Annotated in this window: 25 protein-coding genes and 2 tRNA genes; 5 read left to right on the forward strand and 22 right to left on the reverse strand. The window is 43.5% G+C overall.

The features are described 5' to 3' along the window. Positions 1-143: 143 nt before the first annotated feature. Both MMP72_RS12100 and MMP72_RS12105 read right to left on the reverse strand, forming a co-directional pair. On the reverse strand, positions 144-512 hold the full coding sequence (locus tag MMP72_RS12100) for a NirD/YgiW/YdeI family stress tolerance protein (protein WP_241317623.1): 369 nt from the start codon (positions 510-512) through the stop codon (positions 144-146). Between the two features lie 133 nt (positions 513-645). Then, positions 646-1,062, reverse strand: coding sequence for a DoxX family protein (locus tag MMP72_RS12105; RefSeq protein WP_241317625.1), 417 nt, complete (start codon positions 1,060-1,062; stop codon positions 646-648). Positions 1,063-1,279: 217 nt separating this feature from the next. On the opposite strand from MMP72_RS12105, the gene MMP72_RS12110 reads away from it, so the two are divergent. Beyond that, positions 1,280-1,915 (forward strand): DedA family protein, encoded by a 636-nt coding sequence (locus MMP72_RS12110; protein ID WP_241317628.1) that lies wholly within the window; start codon positions 1,280-1,282, stop codon positions 1,913-1,915. 23 nt (positions 1,916-1,938) lie between these two features. Here MMP72_RS12110 and MMP72_RS12115 read toward each other — a convergent pair whose 3' ends face one another. The 5 genes from MMP72_RS12115 to MMP72_RS12135 form a co-directional block, all read right to left on the reverse strand. Further along, positions 1,939-2,529 (reverse strand): LysE family transporter, encoded by a 591-nt coding sequence (locus MMP72_RS12115; RefSeq protein ID WP_241317633.1) that lies wholly within the window; start codon positions 2,527-2,529, stop codon positions 1,939-1,941. Between the two features lie 209 nt (positions 2,530-2,738). Next, on the reverse strand, positions 2,739-3,128 hold the full coding sequence (locus MMP72_RS12120; protein ID WP_241317635.1) for a hypothetical protein: 390 nt from the start codon (positions 3,126-3,128) through the stop codon (positions 2,739-2,741). A 9-nt stretch (positions 3,129-3,137) separates the two neighbouring features. Continuing rightward, on the reverse strand, positions 3,138-3,980 hold the full coding sequence (locus MMP72_RS12125) for a ParA family protein (protein WP_241317637.1): 843 nt from the start codon (positions 3,978-3,980) through the stop codon (positions 3,138-3,140). Positions 3,981-4,062: 82 nt separating this feature from the next. Then, positions 4,063-4,455 (reverse strand): SirB2 family protein, encoded by a 393-nt coding sequence (locus MMP72_RS12130; protein WP_241317639.1) that lies wholly within the window; start codon positions 4,453-4,455, stop codon positions 4,063-4,065. A gap of 9 nt (positions 4,456-4,464) precedes the next feature. Continuing rightward, positions 4,465-4,773, reverse strand: a complete 309-nt coding sequence (locus MMP72_RS12135) for a BolA family protein (RefSeq protein WP_241317641.1) — start codon at positions 4,771-4,773, stop codon at positions 4,465-4,467. A 189-nt stretch (positions 4,774-4,962) separates the two neighbouring features. On the opposite strand from MMP72_RS12135, the gene MMP72_RS12140 reads away from it, so the two are divergent. Further along, positions 4,963-5,035, forward strand: a tRNA-Gly gene (locus tag MMP72_RS12140). A gap of 41 nt (positions 5,036-5,076) precedes the next feature. Beyond that, positions 5,077-5,152: transfer RNA gene (locus MMP72_RS12145), tRNA-Gly, on the forward strand. Between the two features lie 58 nt (positions 5,153-5,210). Here MMP72_RS12145 and MMP72_RS12150 read toward each other — a convergent pair. From MMP72_RS12150 to MMP72_RS12180, 7 genes are all read right to left on the reverse strand, one after another. Next, complete coding sequence (locus tag MMP72_RS12150; protein ID WP_241317643.1) at positions 5,211-6,572, reverse strand: MFS transporter; 1,362 nt, start codon at positions 6,570-6,572, stop codon at positions 5,211-5,213. Positions 6,573-6,692: 120 nt separating this feature from the next. Then, the gene (locus MMP72_RS12155; RefSeq protein WP_241317645.1) at positions 6,693-7,718 is read right to left on the reverse strand and encodes an enoyl-CoA hydratase/isomerase family protein; all 1,026 of its coding nucleotides are present in this window, start codon (positions 7,716-7,718) and stop codon (positions 6,693-6,695) included. Between the two features lie 13 nt (positions 7,719-7,731). Continuing rightward, the gene (locus MMP72_RS12160) at positions 7,732-8,505 is read right to left on the reverse strand and encodes an enoyl-CoA hydratase (protein WP_241317647.1); all 774 of its coding nucleotides are present in this window, start codon (positions 8,503-8,505) and stop codon (positions 7,732-7,734) included. Positions 8,506-8,527: 22 nt separating this feature from the next. Then, entirely contained in the window at positions 8,528-9,655 is a 1,128-nt protein-coding gene (locus MMP72_RS12165) for an acyl-CoA dehydrogenase family protein (protein ID WP_241317649.1), read from the reverse strand. 11 nt (positions 9,656-9,666) lie between these two features. Continuing rightward, a complete protein-coding gene (locus tag MMP72_RS12170) occupies positions 9,667-11,316 on the reverse strand; it encodes an AMP-binding protein (RefSeq protein ID WP_241317650.1) in 1,650 nt (549 codons plus the stop codon). A gap of 77 nt (positions 11,317-11,393) precedes the next feature. Beyond that, the gene (gene mmsB / locus MMP72_RS12175) at positions 11,394-12,284 is read right to left on the reverse strand and encodes a 3-hydroxyisobutyrate dehydrogenase (RefSeq protein WP_241317652.1); all 891 of its coding nucleotides are present in this window, start codon (positions 12,282-12,284) and stop codon (positions 11,394-11,396) included. Between the two features lie 11 nt (positions 12,285-12,295). After that, positions 12,296-13,813, reverse strand: coding sequence for a CoA-acylating methylmalonate-semialdehyde dehydrogenase (locus tag MMP72_RS12180; protein WP_241317654.1), 1,518 nt, complete (start codon positions 13,811-13,813; stop codon positions 12,296-12,298). Positions 13,814-13,979: 166 nt separating this feature from the next. On the opposite strand from MMP72_RS12180, the gene MMP72_RS12185 reads away from it, so the two are divergent. Then, complete coding sequence (locus MMP72_RS12185) at positions 13,980-14,861, forward strand: LysR family transcriptional regulator (RefSeq protein ID WP_241317655.1); 882 nt, start codon at positions 13,980-13,982, stop codon at positions 14,859-14,861. A gap of 74 nt (positions 14,862-14,935) precedes the next feature. Here the strand turns inward: MMP72_RS12185 and MMP72_RS12190 are convergent, their stop codons facing one another. The 4 genes from MMP72_RS12190 to MMP72_RS12205 all read right to left on the reverse strand — a co-directional run bounded on the left by MMP72_RS12190 (position 14,936) and on the right by MMP72_RS12205 (position 19,314). Beyond that, positions 14,936-16,369: an amino acid permease gene (locus tag MMP72_RS12190; RefSeq protein ID WP_241317657.1), complete on the reverse strand. Its 1,434-nt coding sequence runs from the start codon at positions 16,367-16,369 to the stop codon at positions 14,936-14,938. 190 nt (positions 16,370-16,559) lie between these two features. After that, positions 16,560-16,919, reverse strand: coding sequence for a RidA family protein (locus MMP72_RS12195; protein ID WP_241317659.1), 360 nt, complete (start codon positions 16,917-16,919; stop codon positions 16,560-16,562). Positions 16,920-16,929: 10 nt separating this feature from the next. After that, positions 16,930-18,033, reverse strand: a complete 1,104-nt coding sequence (gene alr, locus MMP72_RS12200; RefSeq protein WP_241317661.1) for an alanine racemase — start codon at positions 18,031-18,033, stop codon at positions 16,930-16,932. Between the two features lie 24 nt (positions 18,034-18,057). Then, positions 18,058-19,314: a D-amino acid dehydrogenase gene (locus MMP72_RS12205; protein WP_241317663.1), complete on the reverse strand. Its 1,257-nt coding sequence runs from the start codon at positions 19,312-19,314 to the stop codon at positions 18,058-18,060. A gap of 137 nt (positions 19,315-19,451) precedes the next feature. Between MMP72_RS12205 and MMP72_RS12210 the strand changes: the two genes are divergently transcribed. Beyond that, on the forward strand, positions 19,452-19,919 hold the full coding sequence (locus MMP72_RS12210) for an Lrp/AsnC ligand binding domain-containing protein (RefSeq protein ID WP_241317665.1): 468 nt from the start codon (positions 19,452-19,454) through the stop codon (positions 19,917-19,919). Positions 19,920-19,989: 70 nt separating this feature from the next. On the opposite strand, the gene MMP72_RS12215 is transcribed toward MMP72_RS12210, so the two are convergent. From MMP72_RS12215 to MMP72_RS12230, 4 genes are all read right to left on the reverse strand, one after another. Further along, positions 19,990-20,355, reverse strand: a complete 366-nt coding sequence (locus MMP72_RS12215) for a ribonuclease E inhibitor RraB (protein ID WP_241317667.1) — start codon at positions 20,353-20,355, stop codon at positions 19,990-19,992. A 126-nt stretch (positions 20,356-20,481) separates the two neighbouring features. Beyond that, positions 20,482-20,967 (reverse strand): GNAT family N-acetyltransferase, encoded by a 486-nt coding sequence (locus MMP72_RS12220; RefSeq protein ID WP_241317669.1) that lies wholly within the window; start codon positions 20,965-20,967, stop codon positions 20,482-20,484. A 24-nt stretch (positions 20,968-20,991) separates the two neighbouring features. Next, positions 20,992-21,657, reverse strand: a complete 666-nt coding sequence (locus MMP72_RS12225; protein ID WP_241317670.1) for an RluA family pseudouridine synthase — start codon at positions 21,655-21,657, stop codon at positions 20,992-20,994. A 133-nt stretch (positions 21,658-21,790) separates the two neighbouring features. Continuing rightward, on the reverse strand, positions 21,791-22,582 hold the full coding sequence (locus MMP72_RS12230) for a dihydrodipicolinate reductase C-terminal domain-containing protein (protein WP_241317672.1): 792 nt from the start codon (positions 22,580-22,582) through the stop codon (positions 21,791-21,793). Between the last annotated feature and the right edge of the window lie 398 nt (positions 22,583-22,980).

Below are 22,980 nucleotides of genomic sequence, written 5' to 3' on the forward strand. Positions count from 1 at the left end.
AGCTATAATCTCGTTGAGTGCGCTTAACTCGTTGTTCTCTTTCGTGTTCCATAAAATAAGTCTCTTAATGTGTAAACTTATTTCAGGACAGGACATTTAAAGTAAATAAAAAAGGAAGCACTTGCTTCCTTTTTACATTTTAATCAGTGCTGATGTTTCTCAATTTTGATCACTTCAATGTCAGTTGGTTTATAACGATGGGTATCCACTTCGCCCACTAAGCGTACATGATCACCAACCTTTAAGCCTGCTTTACGCCAAATGTCATCATCTACTTCGATACTGATCGTGCCACTGCTATCTTTAAATTCATAGTGATCACTTTTTAGATGTTTGGTAATTTGACCAGTCAAAGTAACACCTGTTTCATCCGCCATTTTAGCGGCCTGACTGACGGTCACAACATTTTTTGCGGCTTCTTGTATTAGCACATGATCATCCTTACCCGCCCAAGTCTGGCTGGATAATCCGATCACCAATCCAATCGCACAACCCGCAATGATTTTTTTCATTTTACCTACCTTATTTTTTAACTTAAGAATATCTAAGCAAAAATTTATGCTGATGTCGGCTTACATTTGTAATCATTGGTAAATCTTTGACATGGCATCACCCCCAGCCAATTAGGCTGAGGGGACTTGATCATTATTTCTCAATAAGATGATCGAGGCTAATACGACCTGCACCATAGAGCATCAACATAAAGAAGCCACCCGCCATAGCGAAGTTCTTCATAAAGTTAATCGCATCTTCTGCACCACCATGGAAAATAAAGGCTGTAAGAATACTAAAAACACCTAAGCCTAAAGATGCGAATCGTGTTTGGAAACCAAACAATAAAGCCAAGCCACCACCAAACTCAACCAAGATCACTAAAGGTAATAAAGCACCTGGAACACCCATGGATTCCATATAACCCACCGTACCCGCATAGCCTACGATCTTGCCCCAACCTGCAACAAGAAAAATATAAGCCAATAACAAACGAGCAATCAGAGTTACGACATTAGCCACGCCAGTCTGTGTTACGATATTTTTGACCACAACATTTGGATTAAACATAATTACTTCCACACTGTTTGTTTTTTAACATAGCAACAGTGTATGTATGTTTTATATTGCAATAAACATGATATCCGTTTACACATCGTTCTATATTTGCAACAGAAATCTCCCGCCTTAGACATCATGTAAAGTTACCAATTAATTTGCTTTTTATACTGACATTCTACACATGCACTGTTAGGATTTAGCTCAAATTTATAGTGTTAACATTTTCATGGAACTCATTGATTTTATTCTGCACGTTGACGAACACCTTTTAGAATTTATCACCAATTATGGCGTATGGATCTATGCCATTTTGTTTCTCATTATTTTTGTCGAAACTGGCTTTGTGGTCATGCCATTTCTACCTGGTGATAGTTTGCTTTTTGCTGCTGGTGCACTTGCGGCTTCAACAGGTGCCATGGATCCATGGTTGTTAGGTGTTTTACTATTTATTGCCGCAGTATTGGGCGATACCGTTAATTATCATATTGGTCACTATATCGGTCCACGTGTGTTTGAAAGCAACTCTCGCTTTATCAATAAACAACATTTACTCAAAACTCAGCAATTTTTTGAACGTCATGGTGGAAAAACCATTATTTTTGCTCGATTTGTTCCATTTGCACGGACCTTTGCTCCCTTTGTCGCGGGCGCAGGCAGCATGAACTATAAATATTTCCTGACCTATAATGTAATTGGTGCTTTCTGCTGGATCGCATCCTTTATCACTTTGGGTTATTTATTTGGAAATATGCCAATCGTCAAAGACAACTTCACTTATTTGATTTTTGGCATCATTATTATCAGCATCTTACCGGGCATTATCGGCTTTATTCGCCAAAGAATGAATCGACATAAAGCCTAATCAAGATTTGCTGTTTTTTGGTTTTAGAAGAAACGGAACACCATCGGCAGCATACAGATCAGCAATAACATGGCCGACCCTTTATATAAATGGTCGGCTTTAATTCCAGCTAAACTTCCCGCCAACAGTGCACGTCCGAATACCATCCAAAAAATAGAAACTGGGATGAGTACCAGTGTAAAAATCGTAAACACCAATAGCGCATTTTGTACCGAATTCCACGTCTCAAGCGGGAAGATTCCTGCTGCTAACAGCACCGTTTTGGGGTTTTTTAAGGTAGATACAAATAACTGTGTCTTGCGTATATGTTGATGATGTTGAGCATGCTTTTGTAGATGAGAACTTTTCCAGAGATGAAATGCCATCCAAAGCACATAGACTAAACCACCCGTATGCAGAATCACCCCGAGTGCAGGCCAAATGGGTTGGAAAAGATGGATAAACAATGCCCATAAACTCACACCATATACATAACCCAACCATTCTATCGGGATAAAAGTGAGTGTTTTAGGTACACCTTGTTGGTGTGTTGCACTGGCAAGCATAGCATTGGTTGGACCGGGAATAAGTAACACCGCCAACATTGCCAAAACAAAAAACCAACTCTCTATCATATATATACCGAATGACTGTGCGTGGTCGCCACCTTAAACGAATTTAGGGGGAATAGACAAGTTTTAAGCGACTACTTCAATGGACAAGATCAGGAAAACAGTGGGGTAAATTACATTAAGAAATTGATTTTTATATTTTTTACTTGAAACATTTTGCTAAGATTTAGTTTTCATTGCCGCAGCGAACTACGGCAATAATCAATAGAAAACTATGATTTCGGTCGTGGTTTCACAATAATTGGACAGCCTTTAAACTGCGCTGCTTGCACAATTGCGTCTTGCTGGCCCAAAACTTTTGCTAGCTCGGTATTTTTGGTATTCATCGACTGACCCATATTCACGGAAACAGATGGACCAAAGCCCCAGCCGCCTTTACCCCAACCGCCACCGAGTCCAACACCCACGCCAACACCAGTTCGTTTCGGCGTTTGCACACCATTGTCAATATAATGCTGAACACGATTGTATTCCGCTTGCAGTTGTTGACAGTTTAAAGCTTGGTACTGTGTTGGCGAGACATAAGCGGGTTTAACCGTTGATGCACAAGCACCCAATAGCATACTCGTAGCCAAAACAGGCATCCAATATAAGCGTTTCATAACGTTCTCTTATTGCTTTGATTCAATCTCATTGAACAAAGTGACATAAGCAAGGGTCAACTTATGTTCAGATGCCAAATGAATCAAGGGTAAATTCTTTTGATGTGATTCTTTCATTAATACGGATGGTGGCAGCATGCTTGCTAACACAGGTAAGCCTTCATCTTTTAACTGTTGAACCACTTCACGCGGTAATTTTGCCTGAGACTGGAATTGATTGACCACGATTCCCTCAATCTCCAAGCGATCATTATGATCATCTTGGGTTTCGAGCACATTTTCAATCAAAGTTTGTAACGCACGTTTTGAAAACACATCACAATCAAATGGAATCAACACACGTTGTGCCGAAATCAGTGCCGATAAAGTAAAGAAATTAAATGCGGGTGGTGTATCAATATAAATACGGTCATAACGCGAACTCAAGACCTGAATCGAATCACGTAACTTATAAATTTTGTGCTTGCTTTCCAAGGCATGCTCAAGCGTGCCTAAACTTGGGCTGGCAGGAATCACATCCAAGTTTTCAAAAGAGGTACGATGCACATAGCTTTCTAAACCTTTGCTACGTGGTGCTTTAAGAATTGAGCCGATGGCATTGCCAATCAAGCCCTTTTGCTGTGTTGTTGCTAAAATATCATCAAAGAAATTTTCAATGTTTGGCTCTAATGCTGCTTTATCCGCAGAATATGTCGCATCTTCACCTAAAAGGTATTGGCTTGAGTTTGCTTGTGGATCTAGATCAATCACTAAGGTTCTGAAACCTTGTTTAGCGCTAATCGCCGCTAAATTCACAGTGATACTTGATTTCCCCACACCACCTTTTTGGTTAAATACCACACGAGTTAACATGATTTCCCTCTACACGATTTTTTTGCAAATTGCACACAGTTTAACCTAGTGCCCCAACAATTACTAAAACAATGTCAGACAATTACCCAAAAACAGGCTTCATCATCACCAAGCCAAGAATCCCCACCAATGCAACTGCACCGATCAAAACACCGATACGACGCTGCACCAATAAAATACTGCTATCTTCTCGATAGGTTTTAATCATAGACGACCAGAGTACAAAAAATAGAATGATTTTGGCGTAGAACCAAGGCTGAACCTCAAAGTTATTCATCACCAGTAATACTGCGCCAGTCATGATAATCAGCGATAGTGACAAATGTTGTAAGCCCACAAAACCTTTACGTGCTTTGGGGCTAGGTTGTTGCTGTTGTGTCCCCACAAATAATGTCGCTGCGCGAACAACAAAGACCAGAATCAACAGACTGACTGCTGACATATGAATAATTTTGGTGATTAAATGTGCATCCATAATCAATCCTTAAGGTTTTGGTGCATGTGCACATTCAGGGCTTGCAGGTGCTTGACCTTGCCACTCACTTGCGACATAAGCATGAATCGCTAAGGCATGAATCTGTCCCGGACTCATCAGCTCAGCAGCAACTGCATAAATTTTTTGATGGCGTTGTACCAAACGTAAACCTTGAAACGCATCACTGACCACAATCACTTTAAAGTGTGATTCTTTCCCAGGAAAATAACCACCATGACCCGCCGATTCATTGATCACTTCAAGGTGACTCGGAGCTAAGCTTTGTAAACGTTCAATCAACTGTTGTTCTAAGTTCATCAGTCACTCTGTAGGTTCAGATTGAGGTAGTCCACTAGTATACATGAGCATCCCTTGAGTAAAACGCTTATACAAAATTTCGCTTTTTGCTTTTTTTAATACTAGAAATGCTTTTATTTTATGCAATTAATCAATTTCTTTGCATAAAATTATTGACCCTATTTTTGCATAATGTATTATACACGGCATGCGGGAATAGCTCAGTTGGTAGAGCATAACCTTGCCAAGGTTGGGGTCGGGAGTTCGAGTCTCCTTTCCCGCTCAAATTTTTTAGTGTAAGTTTTAGAAAAAACTGCTCAATAAGCGGGAATAGCTCAGTTGGTAGAGCATAACCTTGCCAAGGTTGGGGTCGGGAGTTCGAGTCTCCTTTCCCGCTCCAGATTCAAAAAAAGCCCTAGTCGAAAGATTAGGGCTTTTTTCTATTCAGAAGATGCACATTAAGAATGTTCAGTGATTTTGGTTTTCAAGTCTAAATCTTCTTTTTGCATATACGCATCATCCGCTCGATAAATTCGATCGCGTGGCATGAAGGTGGTGGCAACAATCGCGACCACTGCCATCGACCCAATATAAATCATAATCAGATAGGGATTGCCCTGCCCAACACTCAGCAGCTTGGTCGCAATCAGTGGCGCTATACCACCACCCAATACCCCAGCCAACTGCACCGAAATTGAGATACCACTGTAGCGAATTTCTGCGGGGAACTGCCGCGCAAACAGTTGTGCCTGTGGTGCATACATAATCGGGAAAACCACACCAATCGCGAGCACAATCGCGGTCCACACCCAAACGGGATCTTTGGTATTCAACATGCTAAAGAATGGATAGCAATAAAGTGCCAACACGCATAAACCAAACATAAACATATTGCGCTGACCGACCTTATCTGACAGATGTCCACATAGCGGCGTTACAAACAAGATCACAGCAGCACCACAAATGGTGGCGAATAGAATCTCTTGTCGTGGAATCCCCAGTTGTGCGGTGGTATAGGCCAAGGTAAAGGTCGAGGCAATATAAAACCATGCATTTTCAGCCGCACGTGCCACAATAATAGTGATGAGTTGCTTCGGATGATGCTTAAACACTTGTAAAGCAGGGACTTTCACTTGTTCGGACTGCTGTTTTACTTTTTCAAAGTCAGGCGATTCCGGTACTTTGACACGGATATACCAACCCACACCGAGTAAAACAATACTGGCAAGAAATGGCAAACGCCAGCCCCAACTAAAAAGGGCTTGTTCAGGTAATAATGAGACCAGTCCAAGTGCAATAGATGCCAGCATTAAACCACCACCAGTACTGGCTTGAGGCAAACTGCCCCAAAAGCCTTTCCCTCCTTCAGGGGCGTGTTCAACCGCCATCAAAACAGCACCACCCCATTCGCCACCCATCGCCATACCTTGGATGAATCGCAAAATCACCAAACACAGCGCAGCCCAATAACCAATGGATTCATAGGTGGGTAACAGTCCAATCAGAACAGTCGGAATCCCCATCAACATCAGGGTAAGTAGCAACATAGATTTACGACCAATCTTGTCACCAAAATGTCCAAACACCAAGCCACCCAAAGGTCGCCCAATAAACCCAACCGCATAGGTGGCAAATGCAGCAAGCACACCAGTCAGCGGGTCTAAATTTGGAAAAAATAATTTATTAAAAATCAGCGCTGCTGCTGCACCATAGATAAAGAAGTCATACCACTCAATGGTGGTACCGACCATACTGGAAATCCCTGCTAATCGATGTGACGACTTTTTAGGGGGTGAACCGTTTTCATATGCTGTTTGCATCACAATCTTCCTTTCTGCAATCTTCTTGTTTTTGCGTTTTTCTGCTTATGAGCAATCCTGACCATAAGCATTTCAAGCCTTGCTGTATTTCTAAGTATTTTTTTATTTTTATAAGGTGATTTAGCTCAGTTTTTCTAAAATTTGCTCCAGTTCTGAGTTGGCTTTCTGCCATTGTGGTTGCTTATCTTTATCGACAATCAGTGCACGCACACCTTCAATAAAGTCACCATGTTCAAACCAGATATCCTGCAAATCACGCTCCAATTGCATGCACTGTTGCAACGAAAGTCCACGCCCTAAATGTTGCAGCTTTAAACTGGTTTGTTTGGCAACAAACGAACGCTGTTGCAGAATATTCAGCATTTTGCTGGTCCACGGCTGCAACTGTTGCTCTTGTTCAGTCTCAAGGCTGGATTCAATTTCATCTAAATACTGAAAACCGAAATGTTTACGAATCCCTTCCGTCAGTTGTTTTAATTCACTTTCAGCAGGACGCGTAATAAAGCGGCTGACAATATGTTCGATGTGTTGTTTGGTTAACTGTGGTGCATCAACAAGTGCTTCTTGCAAAGCCTGTAATTGCTCACTAGGTACGTGGTAGTCAATTAAATCGAGGTAGAGTGCATCGCTGCTGCTGATCTGCTCTCCTGTAATCGCCATATAGACACCGATATCATCCAGTCTCGACAGGAAATGCGTGGCACCGACATCAGGGAAAAAGCCGATCGCTGTTTCAGGCATGGCAAATCGAGACTTTTCACTACTCACAATAATGTGACAAGCTTGTGCCAAGCCAAAACCACCACCGAGTACATAACCATCAAGCAACACCAGCACAGCTTTTTCATATTCACGTAGCGTGGTCAGCATTTTATATTCAGCACTGAAATAACCTTGGTGATCCGTCGTGCCATTTTTATAACTGTCATAGAGATAACGAATATCGCCACCTGCACAAAATGCTTTAGGGCTATTCGATTTAATCAACACCGCCTGAATGGCAGCATCATTTCGCCACAGTTCAAGCTGGCTGCAAATCCCTTCAATCATCTCTAGTGATAACGCATTGAGATGGGTCACTCGATTTAAACTGATGATGCCTAAGCCACCCTTTTGTTCAATCATTAAGTGATGTTCTGTATTCATGTTTGTGGATCTCTTATTGATTTTTAAAATTCGCCTGTCGTTTTTGCACAAAGGCCTGCATACCTTCTTTTTGATCGGAGGTTGCAAAGATTGAATGGAACATACGTCGTTCAAAACGTAAACCTTCGGTCAGATTCACTTCAAAGGCACGGTTAATGGTTTCTTTTAGCATCATATTGGCTGTCAGGGATCGTGCCGCGATTTTCTCCGCTGCTTGTAAGGTTTGTTCGAGCAATTCGTCTTTACTCAAAATCCGCGCCACCAGACCACTTTGCTCAGCTTCAACAGCCCCCATTTGTCGTGCAGTCAAACACATTTCCATGGCTTTGGCCTTACCAATCGCATGGGTCAAACGCTGGGTACCACCAATGCCAGGGATCACGCCTAAGGTGACTTCAGGCAAACCAAACTTGGCGTTGTCAGCGCAATAAATAAAGTCACACATCAACGCCAACTCACAGCCCCCACCCAGAGCATAACCACTCACCGCAGCAATCAAAGGTTTACGGCGTTGGGCAATGCGATCAGAAAGATGAAAAAAATCATCAAAATAAATCTCAGGAAAGTTCAGCTCAGCCATTTCCTTGATATCAGCCCCTGCGGCAAAGGCTTTTTCTGAGCCTGCCAACACCATGCAGCCAATCTCACGATCTTTTTCCAATTGATCAAGCGCCTGATTGACCTCACTGATCAATTCACTGTTTAAGGCATTTAGCGCCTGAGGACGATTCAGAGTAATCAGCCCAACACCATTACGTTTTTCTAATAAAATAGTTTGCCACTCCATCATGAAATTCCTTGTTCTGGTTTTATAGACTACGTGCGATCACTAAACGTTGAATATCACTGGTGCCTTCATAAATCTGACAAATTCGGGCATCACGATAAATACGCTCAATCGGGAAATCTTTGAGATAGCCATAGCCACCAAAGACCTGTAAGGCGCTGGAACAGACACGTTCGGTCATTTCAGAAGCAAATAACTTTGCCATAGACGCCTCATTCAAACAGGGCTGACCTGCTTCTTTGAGGCGTGCGGCATAGTGCACCAATTGTCTGGCCGCTTCGATTTCAGTTGCCATACTGGCTAAGCGAAAAGCAATCGCTTGATGCTCAAAAATGGGTTTACCAAAAGTCAGACGTTCTTTGGCATAACGCGTCGCTTCTTCCAGTGCTGCACGTGCTAAGCCCACCGCTTGTGCAGCAATGCCGATACGGCCACCTTCCAAATTTGCGAGTGCAATTTTTAACCCCTCACCTTCTTTACCCAACATCAAACTTTTGTGGATACGAACATCAGTCAAAGCGATCTGGCAGGTATCCGAAGCATGTAAGCCGAGTTTTTCTTCCACTCGGATCACTTCATAACCCGGTGTATCACGTGGAACTAAAAAGGCACTGATACCCTTTTTGCCTGCACTCGGGTCGGTGACGGCAAAAACAATAATCACCCCCGCATTATGGCCCGAAGTAATAAACTGTTTCGCACCATTGAGAATGTAATCATCGCCATCTTTGACCGCACGGGTTTTAAGCGCAGCCGCGTCTGAACCTGTGTGTGGTTCAGTCAAGGCAAAAGCACCAATCATGTCGCCCTGTGCCAACGGTTTTAAGAAGCGCTGTTTCTGCTCGTCATTGCCAAATTTTAAAATCGGTACACAACCGACCGAGTTGTGTACACTCATAATGGTCGAGGTCGCACCATCAGCCGCGGCGACTTCTTCCAACGCCAGTACATAGGCTAAATTACCCGTATCGGAACCGCCCCATTGCTCTGGCACCAGCATGCCCATAAAACCGAGTTGCCCCATTTGCGCTAAAGCAGCTTTTGGAAAGGTGCCGTCTCGATCCCAATCACTGGCATGGGGTTTGATTTGTTCTTGGGCGAAACTTCTCGCCATATCACGAATCAGTAATTGTTCTTCAGTCAATTGCATATTTTAGTCCTTTAGCCTGCTTTCGCTTGTTGTTTCGCAATTTCCTGATTGCGGAGTAAAAAGCGCTGAATTTTGCCACTTGGGGTTTTCGGCAGTTCCGTCACAAATTCAACCAAGCGTGGATAGGCATGTGCAGAAAGGCGTTTTTTCACAAATTGGCTCAGTTCTTCAATCAATGCATTTGTAGGCTGAATACCTGCCGCTAAGATCACGAAGGCTTTGACCAACTCGGTCCGATCTGGATCAGGCACACCAACCACAGCGGCTTCAATCACAGCATCGTGTTCCAACAATGCACTTTCCACATCAAACGGCCCAATACGATAGCCCGATGTGGTGATCACATCATCACTACGCCCCACAAAACTCATACTGCCATCGGCATGTAACTCAGCCGTATCTCCGGTTAAATAGTACTGACCAACAAAAGGGGGTTTCCGAGTTTCCTGATAGCCCCCAAACCACATCATCGGGGATTGACTGATATCCACTGCCAAAATTCCTGCGGTGTCTGGCGGAAGTTCTTCGCCTTGTTCATTGACAACAGCAACGCGATAGCCCGGACTTGGAAAACCTGCTGCACCTGCACGGATTTCATGGCTTAGGCCGTGATGATTACACACCACCATACCCACTTCAGTTTGCCCATAATGGTCAAAAATCGGCGCATCTAGAGTTTGTTTAAACCAGCGAATCACTTCGGGATTCAGTGGCTCGCCTGCACTGCTGACCACACGGAACTGTCCTTTTAACGCTGCCATTTGTGCAGGATCAGCCGCCATCATCATGCGATAGGCCGTGGGTGCGCCAGCCAAATTGGTAATTTGATAATCCTTGACGATTTGGCACAGGCTGTCGGTGCTAAAAGCACCTTCATAAAACAAGGTGGCGTGACCTAAGAATAACGGTCCAGTGATCGCATAGTACAAACCATAGGCCCAACCCGGATCGGCGATATTCCAAAAGGAATCTTCCTCCCTTAAACCAATGGCATCTTGCATGTACCGCCCAAACGCAATCAAGGCTTTGAGTGGTACTTCTAAAGGTTTCGCAGGCCCCGTTGTACCTGAAGTAAACATCAATAGGAAAGGGTCTTGTGAGTTACGCATGACCAATTCACATTGCTCAGGTTGCTGATTCAACTCATCCCAAAAGTTAAAATCACCTACTTTGAGTGATGTATCTTGCGCATCGGCAACCGTGACAATCGCTGGACATTGCTCAATTTCATCCAGCTTGCTGCGGTTGCCTACATCAGTCACCACCAGTTTACTTTGTGCAAGCTGGATACGATGCTCAATGGCTTTCGGCCCAAAAGCAGTAAACAGCGGCTGATACACTGCACCAATGCGCCACGCTGCTAAAATCGTGACAATTAGTTCAGGTGTTCTGGGCAATAAACCTGAAATACGATCACCTTGCTGTACGCCTTGTGATTTTAAAAAGTTGGCAAATTGACTGGACCATTGTTGTAACTGACGAAAGCTATATTGCGCTTTTCGACCGTCTTTACCTTGCCAGTACAAGGCCACTTTTTCACCGTCTACATGTCGGTCACAACACTCATAACAGGCATTCAGTGCATCTAATGAACCGGATAACATTTGCGTTGCCGTACTTTCTAAATCAAAAGCTTGCGCCACATCTTTATAATTTAACATCTCTATTCCCTCAGTCTGGATTTGTAGTTATTCACGACAGAGTGTCATTGATTTAAAGCCATCCTATGGCTTCGTGCTTAAGCCTCTTCTGGGAGGTACTGCTGGATAATGCTGGAAAAGTCAAGATGTGCATTGCCACGCATACACATCTGTTGATAGAGCTGTTGTACCATGCCACCTAACAAAATCGGTTGTTTGACTTGCCCCGCAGCTTCAACAGCGAGGCCTAAATCTTTCAGCATCAACTGTGTAGCGAAACCATCTTGATAGCCACGAGAAGCAGGCGCATTTTCATTGATATGCGGCCAAGGGTTACACACATCCGAACTCCAGCAACGTCCACTCGAGGTATTAATCACGCCTGCCAAGGCTTTTGGATCAATCCCCAGTTTCACACCCAATGCCATCCCTTCTGCTACGGCCGTCATGGAAATACCCAGAATCAAGTTATTGCAGATTTTGGCAATTTGACCTGCTCCGACCTCACCACAATGGATCACGTTCTTGCCCATATGGCTAAGCACAGGTTTCACTGCATTAAAGGTCTGCTCATCAGCACCGACCATAAAGGTTAAAGTACCTGCTTGAGCGCCAATGGTGCCACCTGAAACAGGGGCATCACAGATCTTAATGTTTTTACTCTGTGCAACTTCAGCTATGTCTTTAATGCTTTGCGGATCAATGGTACTGCTATCAATGCATAAGCTACCTGCTTTAAGCACGGCTAAAACACCATTTTCACCGAGATAAACGTCTTTAACATGCTTGGCTGCTGGTAACATGGTGATCACGACATCTGCTTGCTTGGCTGCTGCTTGCGGGCTGTCACAAACGATGCCTCCCGCCTCAGCAAAGTGCTGATTTGCCACTTCACTAAGATCATAACCATAGACATTGAGCCCTGCTTTGAGCAGGTTATGGGCCATTCTGCCGCCCATATTTCCGAGACCGATAAAGGCGATATTCATCCATGATCCCCTTAACGTAAACTGATGGTGGTATTGACACTGCCGACTTCATGACTGTCTTCAAACCAACGACTGGTAATGGTTTTGGTTTGTGTATAGAACTGAACTGCTTGCTTACCGTATGGTCCTAAATCACCGAGTTTTGAACCTCTTGAACCAGTAAAGCTAAAGAATGGAACAGGCACAGGAATTGGAATATTGATCCCGACCTGACCAATATCAATCAAGTTTTGGAAAGTACGTGCCGTCGCACCGCTTTGGGTAAATAAGCCAACGCCATTACCAAATGGATTGGCATTGATCAACGCAATCGCTTCATCCAGAGTATCGACGCAAATAATCGCCAGCACAGGGCCAAAAATTTCTTCCTTATAAATGCGCATCTCAGTGCTGACGCCACTAAAAATGGTCGCGCCAACAAAGTTACCAGATTCATAGCCTTGCACTTGAACAGCTCGACCATCCAATAACAGCTCTGCACCTTGCTCTACACCGCTATTAATCAAGTCCACTACCCGCGCTTTGGCACGTTGTGAAATCACAGGACCAATATCAGTATTGGGTTCATGCCCTGCATTGACCTTTAGGGTTTTGGCTTTTTCAACCAGCTCTTGAATCCACTGTTTGCTCTCACCGACCATCACCGCAACTGAGAGTGCCATACAACGCTGCCCTGCTGCACCAAATGCAGCGCCAACCAAGGCATTCAGCGTTTGTTCTTTGTTGGCATCTGGCATCACCACCACATGATTTTTCGCGCCCATCATCGACTGCACACGCTTACCATGTTGCCCAGCCAAGTTATAGACATGCGTACCCACCGCAGTCGAACCCACAAAGGAAATCGCTTTAATGTGATGATGCGTACAGAGGCGATCAACCACTTCTTTCCCGCCATGCACCACGTTGAGTACGCCCGCTGGTACTCCTGCTTGAATCGCAAGCTCAACCAACATCATGGTGCTTAAAGGGTCTTGTTCAGATGGCTTTAACACAAAGGTATTGCCACAAACGATTGCCATTGGGAACATCCACAATGGAATCATGGCTGGGAAATTAAACGGGGTAATCCCTGCACAGACACCCAAAGGCTGCTGCAAGGTATAAGTATCCACCCCACGTGCCACACCTTCGATGTATTCACCCATTTGCAGCGTGCCAACGGAGCAAGCATGCTCAACCACTTCCAAACCACGTTGAATATCACCTTCGGCATCAGCCAAGGTTTTACCCTGTTCAGCGGTCAGTACCTGTGCAATATCCTTCATATTGGCGCGAATCAAATCTTGTAGCTTGAGCATGATACGCATGCGCGCCTGAATTGGGGTTTGACGCCAAGAAATAAACGCATCTTGCGCAGCCTGAATAGCGGCATCGACTTCCTGCACAGTCGCAAAAGGCACACGGCCAATTACCTCCTGAGTCGCAGGATTGACAATGTCTTGCCATTGCTGTGTTTCAGATTCGATGAATTGTCCGTTAATGAGTAACTTAGCGGTTTCCAATTCGATTTTTTGGATTGTATTCATAACCTCTCCATAGGCCCTATTTTTATTGTGTTCACATGTTCGAAAATAGCGATTCGTCGTATTTTCTTTTTTTAACGTTTGTTTGAGACTAGCAAAGAAAACTTTGACCACCAACGCAAATTAATGCACGATTGGTGTGCAAATATGCACAATGGATATAACAACAATGAAAGTGGATTGGGATCATCTACAGTTTTTTTTGGTTTTGGCGCGGACTAAAACCTTAACCAGTGCTGCACGGATTATTGGTGTCGAACACAGTACCGTTGCGCGACGTATTCAAGCATTGGAGCAGACTTTAGGCACAACCTTGTTTAAACGTGAAGCCACTGGATATGAACTGACCTTTGAGGGGCTGGCACTTGTTCCTCAGGTTGAACAAATGGAACAAGCCTTCTTGCAAATTGAGAAGCCCAACCAACCTTTACAGGGGCGTGTGCGAATTGGCACACCTGAAGGCTTTGGTACGGCATTTCTGGCACGTTTGTTGGCAGAGTTTTCCATTCGATATCCGCTACTGACCATCGACCTGATCCCTGTTCCGAAAATGATTAAGCTTTCACATCGTGAAGCCGATATTGTGGTCTCAATTGACCGCCCAACCTCAGGGCCTTATATCATTACGCGTCTATCCGATTATTGTTTAAAGATTTATGCCAGCAAAAACTATCTGTCACAAAACCCACCGATCCGTCGGCTGGAGGATTTAACCCAGCATCGCTTTGTCAATTATATTGATGATCTGGTGTATAGCCCTGAACTGTATTGTTTGGAACGCTTACCGTTAAAACTCAGCGCCAACTTCCGCAGTAGCAGTATTTTAGCGCAACAAATTGCAGTCAGTGCGGGTGCAGGACTGGCGATTTTACCCAAGTTTTTAGCAGATGATAAACCTGAACTTGAGGAAGTCTTGGAGCAGCAGGTTCGTTTTAATCATACCTTTTGGATGCTGACCTTTGTCGATTTACAGCATGAACCCCGTATTAAATTGGTTTGGGATTACTTACGCCAACAAGCAGATCAATATCAACACTTATTGGTGGATTAGGCGTTGCAGAAACCCATACAAAAAGAGCCAATCCATTAGGATCAGCTCTCTTTTATAGAAGGTTACAAGGTGGATTAGACCAACTCACGTTCCAGTTTTCGCATACGTGGTTTATACACCATTTGATACGTCACCGCTAAAATCACCAACCACAGTGGGCTGACGTAGAGTGCTTTCAAGGTATCAGGTTCCAGTGCCAAAATCACCAAGGCAAACAACAAGAATGCGATCACAAGATACGACATCCAGACCCCACCCGGCATTTTAAAATTCGACTGCAAGTGTAACTCAGGACGTAACTTACGGTAGCGGATATAGCACACCATAATTAAGCTCCAGACACTAATAAACAGAATCACACACAAGGCACTCGCCAAGGTAAACGCTTCCAGCGTGTTTGGTACGAAGTACTGTAGCACTGCACCGCCCATGATAAAGACACAGGAGAAAAACAAGCCATTGGCAGGTACAGCTTTTTTAGACAAACGTCCCAATGCCGCAGGTGCTTGACCATCTTTAGATAAACCAAACAACATTCTACTGGTAGAGAAAACCCCACTGTTCATCGAAGACATCACTGAAGATAACACCACCAAATTCATGATAATTGCAGAGGTGACAATCCCAGCATTGAGGAATAGTTCAACGAATGGACTTTTATCAGCACGGATACTATCCCACGGCGTAACTGCCATCACCACCAATAGCGCCAATACGTAGAACAAGATAATACGGATCGGGATAGCATTGATCGCTTTCGGGAGATTCTTATGTGGATCTTTGGTTTCAGCCGCAGTGGTTCCAACCAACTCTACCCCGACAAAGGCAAAGACGGCGATTTGGAAGCCCGCAAGGAATCCATCCAATCCTTTGGGGAACATCCCACCATGCGACCAGACATTACTCAGCGAAGCAACTGCGCCTTGAGGTGCCTGAAAATGGCTAAAAATCATATAGCCACCGACACCGATCAAGGCAATAATCGCAATAATCTTAATCAGGGCAAACCAAAACTCAACTTCACCAAACAACCGTACTGTCAGCAGGTTAAGACCCAGTACAAACAAGACACAACCTGCACTAATCAAGGCTTGCCCCATTGGGGTAAATGACTCCCCAGCAGGCAACCAAAAGCCAAGATAGTTGATCACGGCAGCTAAGTCTGCAATCCCGACCAACACCCAGCCGAGCCAATAGGTCCAGCCAATATAGTAACCTGCCCATGGACCAATCAAATCATGCGCCATATCCACGAAAGATTTATATTTCAAATTGGCAAGCAATAACTCACCCATTGCTCGCATCAAAAAGAAGAACATGGTCCCAATGATCATATAAATAAATAAGATCGATGGACCAGCAAGCGAGATGGTTTTGCCTGAACCCATAAACAGTCCAGTACCAATTGCGCCACCAATGGCTATCAGTTGCAAATGGCGATTTGAGAGCTTACGTTGCAAGTCATTGGGTGCTTGTTCACCTTCTGACTGTTGTTGCATAACCGTCATAATAAAAGTTCCTTTTTCTTATTCCTTCGTGTGCCAGTATTTTATTTTGTCGCGATGATTCGCTGTCTTTTAAAATGACTGGCGCATATTCATTGCAAGAAAATACGCATCTGCTGCTGATTTATCTACAATAAATACGTTACTTTTCTTCTTTTTTACGATTCTTTAAGCAAAAATGAAGCGATTTGCTTCATTTTTGTGCTGCAATCACTGCAATCTCAATCAGCCAGTTTGGATTGACCAAATCTGCCTGAATGGTGGCACGGGATGGCGCAACACTACCTTTTAACCAGTCCACCCAAATCGCATTGACCGCTGGAAAATCTGAAAGGTCTTTGAGGAAAAGCTGTGCTGACAAGAGTCGTGATTTATCGGTATTTGCCGAAGCTAAAAGTTGCTCAATGGTCGCCAACACGTCTCGGGTTTGTCCTTCAATATCAAGCTCAGCATTTTTAGGGACTTGCCCAGATAAATACACCACTTGATTGAATACCGTCACCGCACTCATCACTTCATTGGTGTTGATCTTCTGTATATCTGAATGTGACATCATGATTTCCTTAGTCTTGATTTATAAATGTGACACGTGCAGTAACCCCACACATCAGCTCATAGCCAACGGTGCCTGACGCTGCTGCAACGTCATCAATGGATAAAATAGTTCCTGTAGTTGATTGCCCCCAAAGCACCACCTCACTGCCAATTTTGGCTTGGGGAATAGGCGTTAAGTCCACAGCCAACATATCCATGCTGACACGACCAATGGTCCGGGTTCGAATGCCATCGACTAAAATAGGTGTGCCTGTCGGTGACATACGTTGATAACCGTCCGCATAGCCACAAGCAACAATGCCAATGCTCATCGGCTGTTCCACTATAAAGCTTGAACCATAGCCAACACTCTCATTGGCATTTAACTGCTGGATCGCAATAATTTCACTGCGTAGGCTCATGCTTGGAGCAAGCCCCCAGTCTTGAATATGATGTTTGGGATAATCAGGTGAACTGCCATAGAGCATAATGCCAGCACGGACATAGTCCGATTGCAGTTGATGTGGGTATCTCAGAATAGCGGCACTGTTACTGACCGATCTTTCACCCGGCAAATCCTGAATGGTCTCTTCAAATTCAGTGCGTTGATAATCAATGCCCACTTGCCCAAAACGCTCTCCATCTGCATCGGAAAAATGCATCATATGGGTGACTTTTGCGACATTGCTCAGACGCTGAAGATGCTGCCAAACTTTGCGATAGTGCTGTGCTTTGAAGCCTAAACGGTTCATACCACTGTTCATTTTGAGGAAAATATCAAACTGGGCAGGATAAATATGCTGTTGTAGCCATTCCACTTGTTGCTCACTGTGAACCGTGAAACTGAGTTGATATTCAGCGCAGTCAAATAGGTCTTGAGGAGAAAAAATACCTTCAAGCAATAAGATTGGACCTGTCCAACCCAATGCACGTAAGCGTTTAGCTTCATCAATATCGAGTAAGGCAAAACCATCAGCACTTTTAAAAGAGGCATAGACCCGTTCAATGCCATGACCATAGGCATTGGCTTTGACCACAGCAAAGACCTTGCTGTTCAGTACAGATTTCCGCACAACGTCAAGATTTTGACGTAATGCTTGGTGATGAATCACCGCAGTTATTAGACGAGGCATAAACAACTTCCTTGTAGACTCGAATTATGCCGCGTGCGAATAACGCTGAATCGATAAACCGTCGGTACTAATCTCTGGACGATGATTCATCACCAAATCACTAATCAATTTGCCTGAACCACAGGCCATGGTCCAACCCAAAGTTCCGTGCCCAGTATTGAGAAATAGATTTTTAAAACGCGTTGCACCAATAATCGGGGTACTATCAGGTGTCATCGGACGTAACCCTGTCCAGAACGATGCCTGTTCTAAATCTCCGCCTGGGAATAAATCTTGCGTCACCATTTCTAAAGTGGCACGGCGATCCTGATTCAAGCCCAGATTAAAACCGCTTAACTCAGCCATTCCCCCCACACGAATCCGCTGATCAAAACGGGTCAACGCAACTTTGTAAGTTTCATCCAGTACTGTGGACTGTGGTGCAAGTGTCGAATCTACAATCGGCACAGTGAGCGAATAACCTTTCACGGGATAAACGGGTAAATTCAATTCAAGTGGTTTAAGGAAGTCACGTGAATAACTCCCAAATGCCAACACAAAACGGTCAGCCGTTAGAATTGCCCCATCGACCATCACCCCTTTGATCTGATCACCTTCAACAATCAGTTTTTCCACATTTTGATCAAATTTGAATTCGACACCCAAGTCTTGAGCGACTTTTGCCAAGGCATTGGTAAATAGATAACAATCACCTGTTTCATCATTCGGCAGATGTAAACCACCCACCAATTTATCGCTATGTGCCAATGCGGGTTCTACACTGCCAAGTTGTTCAGCATTGAGCAAATTGAAATCGACACCACATTCTTTTAACACTTGAATATCACGTTGTACGGCTTCAAGCTGAGCTTCATTGCGGAACACTTGCAAGGTGCCTTTAGAACGGTTTTCATAATGAATGCCTGTTTGCGCTCTGAGATCACGTAAACAATCACGGCTATACTCCGCAATCCGCATCATGCGTTCTTTGTTAACTGCATAGCTTTGTGGGTTACAGTTCTTCAGCATTTGTGCCATCCACTGAAGCTGCCACATACTGCCATCAATGTTAATGGCAAGCGGTGCATGATGTTGAAACATCCATTTCACGGCTTTAAATGGGATACCAGGCGCAGCCCACGGTGTTGAATAGCCTGGCGAGATTTGTCCTGCATTACCAAAACTGGTTTCTTTGGCAGGGCCAGACTGACGATCAAGTACAGTCACTTGGGCACCCTGTAGTGCAAGGTAGTAAGCACTGGCTACACCAATCACACCACTTCCTAAAACGATGACGCGCATAATAGGTCCCTCTCGCCCACTAGTTTATTTAACTAGTATATTTTTGTATCAATAGTTTTTTTGACTGTTTTCAGGCTTATAATCTAGGTAATTTAATGGATTTATCACGAAAAAATCAAAATAAGAGGAAATAATCTATGCGTAAGCTAGACCGTATTGATCGCTTGATCTTAGAGATTTTGCAGTGTGAAGGACGAATTGCGATTAGTGAGTTAGCCTCGCGTGTCAATTTATCCACCACCCCCTGCTCTGAACGCGTGAAACGATTGGAGCGTGAAGGTGTGATTATGGGCTATTACGCTCGCCTCAACCCTGCGCATGTTGATCGTAGCCTGTTGGTATTTTTAGAAATTAAATTGTCTGCCAAATCAGGCGATGTGTTTGATCAGGTCGCGCGTGATTTGGTCGAGATTCCTGAAGTATTGGAATGCCATTTGATTTCAGGTGAGTTTGACTATTTGGTGAAAGCTCGACTCAAAGAAATGAGTGCTTATCGACGCTTATTGGGTGATTTATTGAAAAAACTACCCGCTTCAGCGTCTTCACATAGCTATGTGGTGATGGAAGAGGTCAAGGAATCTTTATATTTAGATGTCAGGATATAAACCAAAAGCCCTCATTGGCAAATAAGGGCTTTCTGGTCTTGGGTTGAGTAATTTCTAAAAGAAAGATAGTTTACTCATCTTCATCATAGATGTAGCTCATACAACCCCAACCATCATATTCACCGTCAAACTCTTGGGCGATGCGGGTCATCCACTCTTCTAAATCGACAATATCTTCATGTTCAAGCATCATATTGACATGAATATTCAATACCCACATATCCGAACCATCTGAATGCAGTTCTTCTTGAAACAGGGAGATTTTTTGCTCTGCATATAAAAGATGCAAAGCACATTTTTCAATCTGTTCTTGTTTCTCAAAAACAATCGAAAACTCCACCTCATGTGGTTCGCTCAGGTCATTACCATCTTCAAACATTTGCCACAGTAGATTGCCATTATCATCATCGGGAAATTGTTCATAGTCGCGTGTCATACCAATATCCTTTATTGTCGTTTCAGTTTAATTATTTGGCTATAGATTAACCCATTTTTATGTCAGTTTTTAGACGCATTAATATAATTATTGTAGCCATAACCTCAGCCAAATCATCGCAGTGAATTATAGCGCATGGTTATTAAATTCGATTACAAGTACCACCTGATCGAGACAACGAATGCCATTTTCATAAATGGGTTCAGGATAATTGGTAAAAACATCACGCTCGATATGCGACATACGAAAGCCACATTTTTGATACAGTGCCAGTTGATCAAGACTGGAATTTCCTGTTTTCACCCATAATGTCTGAACCATCAATTGCATGACATATCCAATCGTATATTGAATCAACGCTTTGGCTAAACCCTGCCCTTGTACACTTTGCGCTACTGCAAGATTTTTAATCTCCGCCTGATGGTCTTGCTGACTGAGACAAAGTTGCGCAATGAGATGATCCTGCTCATCTAAAATCACAAAAATATCTGCTTGTAATAGATAGCTTGAGATTTGCGCCCAATCTGGGTCTGCTTCCAATAACAACAACTTTAATTGGGCTTGCTGCTGTTCAGATAATGTGATCCACGACCGATGTTGCACTGGATACATGGTTCTGCCTCTTGCTTGTGATGATTAAAACGTTAGCTCAGCATGAATTTCAACATTCTGCATATTTAAGGGATGTTGAAACGCCAGATAAGCGGCATGCAATGCCATCCGTTTTAAATGGAACTTTGCCGGTTCAGGATGATAAAGTTTATCCCCCATAATCGGGTGTCCGATATGCATCATATGTACACGCAATTGATGCGAACGACCCGTCACAGGCTCTAAACGTACTCGGCTCTGATCGGTTGTGACATCATAGTCCAGCAACTGAAATAAAGTTTTTGCTGGTTTACCCAATTCAAAATGCACCATCTGACGAGGACGATTTTCCCAATCCGTGATCAGTGGCACCTCAACACTTCCTTCCGCCTGAATCTGCCCTTGCACCAAAGCAAGATAATATTTCTTCACCGTTCGCGCTTGGAACATTTTACTGACCGCGACTTCTGCATCACGATGCTTGGCAAACATCAACAAACCAGAGGTGGCCATATCCAAACGATGCGTTACTTTGGCTGTCGGATATTTTTCTAAAATACGCAGATAGGCACTATCTTGATGTTCTGGTAAACGTCCCATCACCGATAAAAGTCCCGCAGGCTTATCGATAATCACCAAATCCTCATCTTCATACAAGATTTCAAGCGGCGCTTGAGGGGGCATATAAATAAAGTTGTCATTTAAAGGCATGAGGAGAAAATGGTGAGAAAAGGTGAGCGCAAATCATAAAGAAATTTCCGCCATTCAGCAAAAGCATTTTATGATGGATCACAACATCAAAAATATCATTTGTTCCACGTGAAACAAGTGAATATAGCTTTGCTCAGGATTGCTTTGAGTTGATCAACAGACTGGTGTCAGGTTCATCCAACTTAAAAAATGGCAATAACAGCGCTTCCATACTATAAAACCCCTTAGGCTTATCTTTGAGGTTTTCTATCGCAAATAAGATACCATTGCCGAACGCTTCACGGGTAATCGATTCATGTTTGAGCCTGACCGTCTGAAAGGGGAAGCCAAATAAAATCTCATGCACCCCCACAATTCCCCCTGCCCGTACGGATTTAATCGTGTCTTCTGCTAAGTCCAATTCACGTGCAATCACTTTGGCAGTGCCTGACACCTCGGTTTTGGCTTTGAAATGCTCTTCGATTACATCAATATCGGTATAAGGTGCGATATTTTTCAATATTTTGGCAGCAATAATCAAAAAATTAATACCGATCGTAATATTCGGTGAATGCAAAACACAGGTACTTCCAGCAAGTTTCTGAATTTGATTGATTTTTTCATCAGAATACTGAGATACAGCACTAATAATAGTAATTGCTCTTTTGGCGGCCTCCTCGCCATAATAATCCAGCCCTTGCTCTGAAGAAAAATCGACAATCACATCGACAGGATAGCGATCTAGAAGCTCACCGATAGCATACTCATCTTTTGAATAGATAATGCCTAGGTCATCTGCTTCAACCCCTAAAAACTCAGGAACAGATCGATGTTCAAGCTGTTTCGACTGACGAATAACCCATTGTAAATTGGTCTTTTGTGACTCTAATAATACTGATGCAACTGCACGGCCTGTTTTACCAAAGCCAATGATACCCACTTTCATTTTAATTGTCCTTTTATGCATTTAAGGACCGCCAATGATCCCTTAATAGAGGTTTATCAACTAAACCATCTCATAAGTCGTGTAAAAAACCTCCAAAGCGCCAAAATTAGGCCCAAACTAACAACTCAGCTAAAAGCTGTCAATCAATGGATCATAACGAAGCTTGAGGAAAGGCAGACTAAACAATTGAAAATATTTAATTTATTAAAATGTCACATGATGTTTAGCAATTGACAATCAATCACTTAGGTATAGACATTAAGAAGATAGGCGCTTTGCAATGAGGCGAATAGAGATGGTTTTTTATGTTTCTTATTTATTGTTGTTTTGCAGAACTTTTAAGGGTATCAAGGGAAAACATGTTGTTTACTTCAACACCTATGACTTTGTAAGTCATA

The organism is Acinetobacter sp. NIPH 2699 (assembly GCF_022549355.1).
Lineage (GTDB): Bacteria > Pseudomonadota > Gammaproteobacteria > Pseudomonadales > Moraxellaceae > Acinetobacter.

Excerpts from the sequence above, each read along its gene's own strand:
- MMP72_RS12100 (WP_241317623.1), bottom strand. The coding sequence starts at position 512 with ATGAAAAAAATCATTGCGGGTTGTGCGATTGGATTGGTGATCGGATTA.
- MMP72_RS12105 (WP_241317625.1), bottom strand. The coding sequence starts at position 1,062 with ATGTTTAATCCAAATGTTGTGGTCAAAAATATCGTAACACAGACTGGC.
- MMP72_RS12110 (WP_241317628.1), top strand. The coding sequence starts at position 1,280 with ATGGAACTCATTGATTTTATTCTGCACGTTGACGAACACCTTTTAGAA.
- MMP72_RS12115 (WP_241317633.1), bottom strand. The coding sequence starts at position 2,529 with ATGATAGAGAGTTGGTTTTTTGTTTTGGCAATGTTGGCGGTGTTACTT.
- MMP72_RS12120 (WP_241317635.1), bottom strand. The coding sequence starts at position 3,128 with ATGAAACGCTTATATTGGATGCCTGTTTTGGCTACGAGTATGCTATTG.
- MMP72_RS12125 (WP_241317637.1), bottom strand. The coding sequence starts at position 3,980 with ATGTTAACTCGTGTGGTATTTAACCAAAAAGGTGGTGTGGGGAAATCA.
- MMP72_RS12130 (WP_241317639.1), bottom strand. The coding sequence starts at position 4,455 with ATGGATGCACATTTAATCACCAAAATTATTCATATGTCAGCAGTCAGT.
- MMP72_RS12135 (WP_241317641.1), bottom strand. The coding sequence starts at position 4,773 with ATGAACTTAGAACAACAGTTGATTGAACGTTTACAAAGCTTAGCTCCG.
- MMP72_RS12150 (WP_241317643.1), bottom strand. The coding sequence starts at position 6,572 with ATGCAAACAGCATATGAAAACGGTTCACCCCCTAAAAAGTCGTCACAT.
- MMP72_RS12155 (WP_241317645.1), bottom strand. The coding sequence starts at position 7,718 with ATGAATACAGAACATCACTTAATGATTGAACAAAAGGGTGGCTTAGGC.
- MMP72_RS12160 (WP_241317647.1), bottom strand. The coding sequence starts at position 8,505 with ATGGAGTGGCAAACTATTTTATTAGAAAAACGTAATGGTGTTGGGCTG.
- MMP72_RS12165 (WP_241317649.1), bottom strand. The coding sequence starts at position 9,655 with ATGCAATTGACTGAAGAACAATTACTGATTCGTGATATGGCGAGAAGT.
- MMP72_RS12170 (WP_241317650.1), bottom strand. The coding sequence starts at position 11,316 with ATGTTAAATTATAAAGATGTGGCGCAAGCTTTTGATTTAGAAAGTACG.
- mmsB (WP_241317652.1), bottom strand. The coding sequence starts at position 12,284 with ATGAATATCGCCTTTATCGGTCTCGGAAATATGGGCGGCAGAATGGCC.
- MMP72_RS12180 (WP_241317654.1), bottom strand. The coding sequence starts at position 13,813 with ATGAATACAATCCAAAAAATCGAATTGGAAACCGCTAAGTTACTCATT.
- MMP72_RS12185 (WP_241317655.1), top strand. The coding sequence starts at position 13,980 with ATGAAAGTGGATTGGGATCATCTACAGTTTTTTTTGGTTTTGGCGCGG.
- MMP72_RS12190 (WP_241317657.1), bottom strand. The coding sequence starts at position 16,369 with ATGACGGTTATGCAACAACAGTCAGAAGGTGAACAAGCACCCAATGAC.
- MMP72_RS12195 (WP_241317659.1), bottom strand. The coding sequence starts at position 16,919 with ATGTCACATTCAGATATACAGAAGATCAACACCAATGAAGTGATGAGT.
- alr (WP_241317661.1), bottom strand. The coding sequence starts at position 18,033 with ATGCCTCGTCTAATAACTGCGGTGATTCATCACCAAGCATTACGTCAA.
- MMP72_RS12205 (WP_241317663.1), bottom strand. The coding sequence starts at position 19,314 with ATGCGCGTCATCGTTTTAGGAAGTGGTGTGATTGGTGTAGCCAGTGCT.
- MMP72_RS12210 (WP_241317665.1), top strand. The coding sequence starts at position 19,452 with ATGCGTAAGCTAGACCGTATTGATCGCTTGATCTTAGAGATTTTGCAG.
- MMP72_RS12215 (WP_241317667.1), bottom strand. The coding sequence starts at position 20,355 with ATGACACGCGACTATGAACAATTTCCCGATGATGATAATGGCAATCTA.
- MMP72_RS12220 (WP_241317669.1), bottom strand. The coding sequence starts at position 20,967 with ATGTATCCAGTGCAACATCGGTCGTGGATCACATTATCTGAACAGCAG.
- MMP72_RS12225 (WP_241317670.1), bottom strand. The coding sequence starts at position 21,657 with ATGCCTTTAAATGACAACTTTATTTATATGCCCCCTCAAGCGCCGCTT.
- MMP72_RS12230 (WP_241317672.1), bottom strand. The coding sequence starts at position 22,582 with ATGAAAGTGGGTATCATTGGCTTTGGTAAAACAGGCCGTGCAGTTGCA.